This is a genomic window from Alkalibacterium sp. 20 (assembly GCF_001885615.1).
In the GTDB taxonomy this organism is placed as follows: Bacteria; Bacillota; Bacilli; order Lactobacillales; family Carnobacteriaceae_A; genus Alkalibacterium.
Genome location: NZ_LSRN01000100.1, coordinates 56,942 through 64,956 on the forward strand (window position 1 = coordinate 56,942; position 8,015 = coordinate 64,956).

General features: G+C 34.8%; 7 protein-coding genes, 1 riboswitch and 1 other annotated feature. Of the genes, 2 read left to right on the forward strand and 5 right to left on the reverse strand.

The window, feature by feature from the left end:
• Window positions 1-15 precede the first annotated feature (15 nt).
• Window positions 16-62 (reverse strand) — a sequence feature (sodium ion sensor (DUF1646 type); this cis-regulatory element may regulate processes involved in with the transportation of sodium ions).
• Between the two features lie 124 nt (window positions 63-186).
• Window positions 187-1,059: a DegV family protein gene (locus AX762_RS12195; RefSeq protein WP_071849381.1), complete on the reverse strand. Its 873-nt coding sequence runs from the start codon at window positions 1,057-1,059 to the stop codon at window positions 187-189.
• Between the two features lie 150 nt (window positions 1,060-1,209).
• Between AX762_RS12195 and AX762_RS12200 the strand changes: the two genes are divergently transcribed.
• A complete protein-coding gene (locus tag AX762_RS12200; RefSeq protein ID WP_071849382.1) occupies window positions 1,210-1,527 on the forward strand; it encodes a hypothetical protein in 318 nt (105 codons plus the stop codon).
• A 274-nt stretch (window positions 1,528-1,801) separates the two neighbouring features.
• On the opposite strand, the gene cls is transcribed toward AX762_RS12200, so the two are convergent.
• The 3 genes from cls to AX762_RS12215 all read right to left on the reverse strand — a co-directional run bounded on the left by cls (window position 1,802) and on the right by AX762_RS12215 (window position 5,801).
• Window positions 1,802-3,256, reverse strand: a complete 1,455-nt coding sequence (cls, locus tag AX762_RS12205) for a cardiolipin synthase (RefSeq protein WP_071849383.1) — start codon at window positions 3,254-3,256, stop codon at window positions 1,802-1,804.
• Between the two features lie 80 nt (window positions 3,257-3,336).
• Entirely contained in the window at window positions 3,337-3,903 is a 567-nt protein-coding gene (gene thiT, locus AX762_RS12210) for an energy-coupled thiamine transporter ThiT (RefSeq protein ID WP_071849384.1), read from the reverse strand.
• Between the two features lie 85 nt (window positions 3,904-3,988).
• Window positions 3,989-4,095: riboswitch (TPP riboswitch) on the reverse strand.
• A 23-nt stretch (window positions 4,096-4,118) separates the two neighbouring features.
• Window positions 4,119-5,801: a ribonuclease J gene (locus AX762_RS12215; protein ID WP_071849385.1), complete on the reverse strand. Its 1,683-nt coding sequence runs from the start codon at window positions 5,799-5,801 to the stop codon at window positions 4,119-4,121.
• Between the two features lie 320 nt (window positions 5,802-6,121).
• Between AX762_RS12215 and AX762_RS12220 the strand changes: the two genes are divergently transcribed.
• Window positions 6,122-7,102 carry a biotin--[acetyl-CoA-carboxylase] ligase gene (locus tag AX762_RS12220; RefSeq protein WP_071849386.1) on the forward strand — a complete coding sequence of 327 codons (981 nt, stop codon included), beginning with the start codon at window positions 6,122-6,124 and terminating at the stop codon, window positions 7,100-7,102.
• Window positions 7,103-7,151: 49 nt separating this feature from the next.
• Here AX762_RS12220 and AX762_RS12225 read toward each other — a convergent pair whose 3' ends face one another.
• On the reverse strand, window positions 7,152-7,748 hold the full coding sequence (locus AX762_RS12225) for a TraX family protein (RefSeq protein WP_071849387.1): 597 nt from the start codon (window positions 7,746-7,748) through the stop codon (window positions 7,152-7,154).
• Window positions 7,749-8,015 lie beyond the last annotated feature (267 nt).

Genomic DNA, 8,015 nt, shown 5'->3' on the forward strand with positions numbered 1-8,015 from the left:
ACGTAGCTAACAAGCTTCTTCTCACCCCAGAAGAAATAATCCTTGAAAGCTAACGCCCAACCGTATAATAATTATTATTTATTGTATTACGAACACTAATAATAATACCACATATACTGATATAGTGTCAATTAATATACCAGTTCGGGCGTTTGGGTTTACATATTAGTCACTGACTTAAAATAATTAGCCGGTTCTTTTATCTCCGTAACTAAAGACGGATAATGAGCCATAACCGGTGTGAGCAGCTATGGTAGGCCCGTAACTCGAAACGATGATTTCTCTGGGATTTGCTCTCTCAAGCAACTTTTCTTTAATGAATTCAGCTTCTTCGATCACACCAACATGACCGATGAAAATAGAATGCTTATCTGTTTCAGTTAAATGTTTGATTGTTTGATCCACTAAATAATTTAGAGCTTTCTTTCTGCCTCTGACTTTTGCAGCGGGAACTAATTCACCTTCAGTATTTACAACAATGATTGGTTTTACATTTAGTAACGATCCGACGGTGGCCGTAGTAGCTGAAATTCTCCCACCACGCTGCAAATGTTTTACATCGTCTACAGTTACCAATGAGTGGTAATTTAATTTATTGTCTTCCACCCAGTCTATGAGTTCTTCGCGTGTGTATCCTTCTTGTTTCTTTTGACAGGCTTCATATACAAGGAGACCTTGACCAAGACTTGCCGCTTTTGTATCAATGATATCTATGTTGACTTCTTCGTATTCTTCTTCAAGAATCTTTTTAGCCTGAACCGCTGAATTAAATGTTCCTGACAAAGCTGAAGAAAAAGCTAAATAAACAACAGGTATTTCTTTCTCGATATAAAATTTGAACTTTTCTATATATGAGTGCACATTAATTTGAGAGGTAGATGCTGTTTCACCATTCTTGAGTCGTTGGAAAAATGCATTTTTATCAAACTTTTCTCCCATGTCATCAATTAATTCTTCTTCACCAATTCTGATCATAAAATTGACAATATCTATGTTGTAACGATTCACTAACTCTAGCGGTAAATCACTACCCGAGTCAGTTATAATTTGAAAATTCACGTTTTTAACTCACTCCTTTTTTACCACACTCTATATTATACTTATTCTCACAATAAATAGAAACATTATTAATAAATTATTCTGAACTTATTGACGAATGTACGTTCGTTCGCTATAATAAGGGTAACATACGTTCGGGAGAGGATAAATATGAGTAGATTAGCCACGAATAGACATTCACTCGTTGATTATATAAAAAAAGGATACGGAACACTCTTTACACCGATTGCAAAAGTTCAGGCGCAGATGCCTAGAGATCAAATTTCCACATATTTAAAACTGGCCGTCAAGAAACGGTATCCTATTGTTGTCCAAGTTAATCCTACGGCTCAATCAGAAAGTATTATTGAGTTTTCTGGCATAGCTTATTTTTCACCCAAATCAACCCAAATTATCATCAAGTCTGACTTACAGTCAATAACATATTTAATTAATGCACGAGATATTAGACATATCAGGAGACAATAAACACATTCCTAAAACTCTATAGAGAGTAATACTCAGGTTAAACACTTTGAGTAACTCTCTATAGAGTTTTTTCTAAGTGACCAGAGGACTCTTAGTTTTATTAAATCGCATCATAATTAATACTATAAAGAATATACACTTATAATATCTCCAGGAAACAATCTTTCTTATTGCAACACATGTTCACCGATCTTCATGTTAAACAACAAACCAAAATAGTTTATATCACTTTACTAAAAAAAGACTAGCGCTAAATGCCAGTCTTTGAGTTGAATTATAAAATGGGAGAAAACAAGCGACTAACCTGCTGTTTAAATACTTCCCACTTCGAGTAGTTATCTATAATATCTTGAGTTAATAGATATGAACGCTTCAGGTCCTCATCAAAGAGTTGAACCTGTTTCTTTGCTAAAGAGCGATCATAGATAAAGGCATTTACTTCAAAATTAAGTTTGAAACTTCTAATATCAAAATTAGCTGTTCCCACAGACAATAATTCACCATCGATAACGATTGTTTTAGAGTGTAAGAAGCCATTATCATAGATGAAAACTTCAGCACCATAATGATGCAGATCTGCAGCATAACTAAGTGTCGCACGATAGATAAAAGGATGATCAGGTTTATTAGGAATCATCAGCTTGACATGTATACCCGATAATAATGCTATCTTTAACGTTTCCATTAAAGCTTCATCTGGAATAAAATAAGGCGTTTGAATGTAGACTGACTCTTTAGCCATACTTATCATTTTAATGAAACCTTTTTTAATGGCATGCATTTCATTGTCGGGGCCACTGGAGACAATCTGCATATCGGTGGAGCCTTTATAAACTGAAAAAGGAAAATAATTCTCATCGTACTCAACAGTTGCCTTCTTTGCCGATGCGTTCCAATCCATCAAGAATCGTGTTTGCAACGTAAGTACCCCGTTCCCTTCAATTCTCAGATGAGTGTCGCGCCAGTAGCCCATTTCTTCGTATAATCCTAAGTAATCGTCTCCGACATTGAACCCACCAGTATATGCAATTTTTCCATCAATGACTACTATTTTTCTGTGATTTCTATAATTAAGACGTAAATTGATCAGGAAAAATTGTGAACCGAGAAAAGCTTCTGCCTGACCGCCATAGTCTCTTAACCGGTCAAAGAAATGCTTTCCTAACACCCTAGCACCAACAGGATCATAGAGCACTTTCACTTGAACCCCATGCTTGGCTCTTTCTTCAAGAGCATTTACAAGTTTTTTCCCTATCTCGTCTCCTCTGAAAATGTAATAAGTGACATGGATATGATGTTCAGCTTGACTGATATCTTCTAGCATCTGATCAAATTTTTCTTTGCCGTCGTTGATTAGCTTGACTTTATTTCCTTTTGTTAATACAGCTTGATTACTTTCTAAAAATAAACGAATCAATTCAAACGTTTTATCTTGATACAATGATTCTGGAACATCTAAATTTTCTGATTCAATTAATTTTTTTTGTGATTCAACTAACTGGGTCATACCAATTCTCTCTTGGGATTGAATATCAAATGTTTTTTCTTTGGAAATCTTTCGCCCTAAAAACAAATAAATAATAAATCCAAACCCCGGCAACATCGTGATAACTAATAACCAAGCCCATATCGCTGCAATATCTCTTTCTTTTTCTCTTAAAACAGTAAACACAGCTAATATTGAGTTAAGGAATATGACTATCCAAAAAAGTGTAGAAATAATATTCATTTATGACTCCTTCTAAATGCCTCTATTTAGTTCATTTTACATCAGCTCTATTGTTTTCTCTAATTATAATAACTCAAATGTTATTTTTTTTTAGGAAGAAAAATAATTCGGGAATTTCTATACAACATCAACATAACTACCATAGTCACTAACGCAGTCACTATCATACTTAAACCATTCATTACAAGTGAAAACAAGAATGCACTTAGCCCCCACAAAGCGTAATCTCCCCAGAATATCCACCCGGCAATAAAATGCCAAAAATAGCGACCCAAAGCACCCGTAAATACAGCAATCAATATATAGAACTGAACCATTTTATAATTATTTAAAGAAATATTCTTAAGGATTTCTTTACTGTAAAATCCGGCTATGCCAACAAAAGCATAGGCCAATGTGTACTCTATAATAACTTGATAAATATTTAACATATAAACAGAACCAGTAACGAAATGTAACAGTCCCCACAAAAAACCAGCATAGAGTCCAGGCATAAGTCCTCGTCTTATAGCGTAAAAGGTTAGCGGAATCATCCCTAGAGAAACACTAAAAGATGAGCCTATGCCCGTAGGGATAAGTGACAGCACCATAGCTATCGTTGCAAATAAAGTTCCTTCTAAATATATACGCAATTTCTTATTTCGCATAAAAAATCTCCTCCTAAGTAACAAACTGAACTAGGGAGGAGAGGTTGTTTGAACTATGAGCATGGACACACTCATAGTTCAATATTTTCTCAAATGAGTACTCTTCCTACGCACGTGTGAACGTACAGGTTCAAAGGGTCTAAACTATTAGTTCACTCTCAGCCAATCTGATTGACTCCCCTAGTACAGTATTATTATATTATTCTACAAGGTGCTTATCTTGTAAGACGTCTATTCTGATTTACTTCCATTATCACAGGTAAGATAATTGGACGTCTTTTTGTTTTCTTGAACAAGTGACTGTTTAATGCTTCTCTTATATCGCGTTTTATCGAACCCCAATCAAAATCATTGTGCTTCAGGTTCTCATTAACAATATTTTTTACGATATCCGATGATTCATTTATTAAATCTTGGCTCTCTTTAACAAAGACAAATCCTCTAGTAACTATATGTGGATTTGAAACGATTTTTTGTTTTTTACGATCGATTGTCACAACCGCTACGAAAATCCCGTCTTCTGATAACAAACGTCTGTCTCGTAAAACGATATTTCCTATATCCCCAATGCCGATTCCATCAATCAAGGTATTATCAGCAGAGACTTGACCACTTTGAGTCATTTTATTTTTTTCATAACTCACTACATCTCCATTGCTTAAAATAAAGATGTTTTGATAAGGTATACCTGTTTCATGCGCTAAACTAGCATGAGCAGCTAACATTCTATATTCCCCTTGAATCGGTATAAAATACGTTGGCTTCAGTAAATTGATCATTAATTGCAGATCATTAGGCGTTGCATGTCCAGATGCTTTTATGTTATCAGAAATATGCTTAACTGTAGCTTCTGCACGGTAAATCAAGTTCTCAGTTTTAGCAACCATAACTTCCATTGCAGTTGAAGGACTTGTTGCAATAAAAACCAAATCGCCTTCTTTAATATTTACCTGAGGATGATTACCGGTTGCCATACGATTAAGTGTTTTGATTGGTTCACCAGCGGCACCAGTTTCTAATACAAGAATTTCATCATCGTTATATTTGTCGATTTTATCTACCGGCACAATTAAATTATCATCCGGCAAGGTTAGTTTATTTAATCTTAAAGCTGTTTCTAAAATAGCTTCTAAATTTTTACCCGTTATAAATACTTTACGATTAGAATGGTATGCTGCATTTAAAACCTGTTGAACACGTAAAATATTACTTGCTACGGCCGCAACGATTATACGACTACTTGTATTTTGGAAAGTATCCAAGACTTCCTCCTGGACTTTTTTCTCAGAAACATTTTCAAAAGGACTTTCAGCTTCCCCTGAATCACTGAGCAAGGCAAGAACGCCTTCTTTACCCAAATCTGATATTTGAGATAAATCGCTTCTGTAAATATCTTGTGCACTTTGATCAAATTTAAAGTTACCCGTATAGACAATATTGCCCTCTTCAGTCTGCACAGCAATGCCCATTGAGTCCGGGATCGTATGTGTTGTACGGAAAAACTTAACGATCGTGCCATTAAAATCAATTTCTGTTTTCTCATCAATAACATGAAAGTCATCAAACGAAGGTTTTAAATTCGAATTATTTACAAACAGTTTTGCTAACTCTATCGTCAATTCCGATCCAAAGACAGGCACTTCAAATAGATCCAAGAAATAAGGCAATGCTCCGATAGCATCTTCATGGCCGTGTGTCAAAAAGACACCCGCTATTCTATCTTTATTTTCTTCTAAATAACTGAAATCTGGAATGACAGCATCAATACCAAAGAGTTCGTCTTCCGGGTATATGAGCCCACAATCAAGGACAAAAATGTCCTCTCCCGATTCCACTACATACAAATTCTTACCATTTTCTCTTACTCCTCCAAGAGGAATAATTTTAATATTACTCACTATTTTCCACCTCTAAATGAGCTTTTCAGCTCTTATTATTTTATAGTTTTTTTCACCTATGTGTTATCCGTTCGTTAACAATCGTACATAAAGTATAGCACAGATTTGGCGATTTTCATACTCTGAGACTATCGCGGTCATTTCACCTTTTTTTTATAATTATCAGCAATTCAAATTCTAAAGTTCTAAATAGTCACAACTTATTGAGTTTGATCTCAAAACAGTCTCGATTTTTGATAGAATAAAGAGCATAATAAAATAAATTGAAAATCATTTAGAAATTATTTTTCTATTTTTTTATATAAAGGAGAACGAAATCCATGTCTTTATCACAGGAAATCATTGATGAACTTTCATTAGCTTATCCGGAAAAGATAACTTATACTCGACTAATTAAAAAGACTGAAACTGGAAAAGAAACGCTTCAACAGGCTTTAAACGAATTAGCTATCAATAACTACCCGATTTGTTCAAATGGCAATGAAATAGGCTTATCCTATTCTTTGCTGTCTATAATAGCAATCCAAGAACTGTTGAACACCCAATTTATCGGACGACATTTACGTCTTCACCCTTCGCTAAAGTCAACAAACGATTATGCTAAAGAATATCTTGCTGATCTTGAAAACGGAGAGGTAATCCTTGCTCACGAACAAACGACTGGGAAAGGACGATTAGGGAGAGGATGGTCGTCACCTGTCGGAAAAAGTATCTCTATGTCTATAGCGTTAAAACCCACTACACAATTCAAGGATATTTCTTTACTTACTCAATTAACTGCTGCCACTCTCGTTGATGCTTTAGAAGAATGGATCGATGTGAAAATTAAATGGCCGAATGACATAATTTTGAATAAAAAAAAGATTGCTGGGATATTAATAGAAACAGAATTCTGGGGTGGCACCTTAAAAGGAATCATTATAGGCATTGGCATCAATACTAATCTGGAACAAAAAGATATTCCAGAAGAATTACAAAACAAAGCAACTTCTATAAAAGAGTATACAAAAAAAGAAGTTGACCCTAATATACTGCTTGCCCGCTTCTTCACTTCTTTTGAACGTTATTATAAAGACTTTTTAACCTCTCAGCTTTCGGATCCTTTTCTATCTGTCTGTCGTGATCATTCTATTCTCCTTGGTAATGACTTCTGGATAATCAACAAGGAGAATAAAAGAAAGGCGCTCATTCAGGATATTGCCCCCTCGGGAGGTCTCGTTGTAAAGTATCGTGATACTAACCAAACAGACATCATTACATCTACAGAGCTATCCATTCGAGGAGATGGGGAATATCTCTAAATGAATAGTCTAGCAGTTGATGAAAAAGTGGAAATTGACGGACTGCTTTTCAAGAAGAGAGATACATGGCTATAACCATAAGAACGAGTTGGTGAATTGGGTAATAGGCATAGAAAAAATAGCGTGGTAGCTTGGGTAGCCGGAGACCTTGTTTACTGATAAAAAGAGCTAGGGAAAGAAGAGAAAATATTTGTAAAGATAATCCCACTAAAAGTTGAACCAAAGTAGCAAGCACAATCCCCTGTAACCAGTCTTTTTCTTTTAACCAATAGATACTCCAGCCAAACATGAATCCATAAATACTGTATTCGGCAAATAAACTTAAAAATCCAAATAATAAAGCAAATTGTTTATACTTCATTGATAAAGAAAATAAAGCAAGTAGAAAAACTACATTAATAGTATTTGGAGTTACAGGCATTGAAAGAACTCCAAGCAGCACCAGGCGTAAAATGTATCCCCGGTAATTGCTCGTTTGCTTTGTTCCTTCTATCGTGCTGTAAAGAAAGCACGGGAAAGCTATACGGCCAATTATACGAAAAAACAAGAGTTGAGGAAATAAAAAATAACCGATATGATCAATAGTCATTGTTATAATTCCAATCCATTTAATTGTGTTCAACTTGTGATTAAAAGAACCCTTCATACCAGACACTCCTCGTATTATAAGTTAGATAACCGCTCTTTCAGGGCTATCTCTTTTTTTGGAAAACTCTTCGACTAGACTTGTTTAAAGATTTAATTATGTACTATATTATTAATATATTCGGATAAACTGCTCTTTTTTGTTAGAATTTGCAAAAACTTCTAACTTTTGCTGTTTTTTTATCGAAAAGAGTGAAAATATTAACTTTTCCCTTTCGTCGCTATTTATTATTGATTGCTTAAGTGTAATCCCTATAACTTACCTAAC

What these genes read in the sequence shown, in the direction of transcription:
- AX762_RS12200 (WP_071849382.1), top strand. Translation starts at nt 1,210, where the DNA reads ATGAGTAGATTAGCCACGAATAGACATTCACTCGTTGATTATATAAAA.
- cls (WP_071849383.1), bottom strand. Translation starts at nt 3,256, where the DNA reads ATGAATATTATTTCTACACTTTTTTGGATAGTCATATTCCTTAACTCA.
- thiT (WP_071849384.1), bottom strand. Translation starts at nt 3,903, where the DNA reads ATGCGAAATAAGAAATTGCGTATATATTTAGAAGGAACTTTATTTGCA.
- AX762_RS12220 (WP_071849386.1), top strand. Translation starts at nt 6,122, where the DNA reads ATGTCTTTATCACAGGAAATCATTGATGAACTTTCATTAGCTTATCCG.
- AX762_RS12225 (WP_071849387.1), bottom strand. Translation starts at nt 7,748, where the DNA reads ATGAAGGGTTCTTTTAATCACAAGTTGAACACAATTAAATGGATTGGA.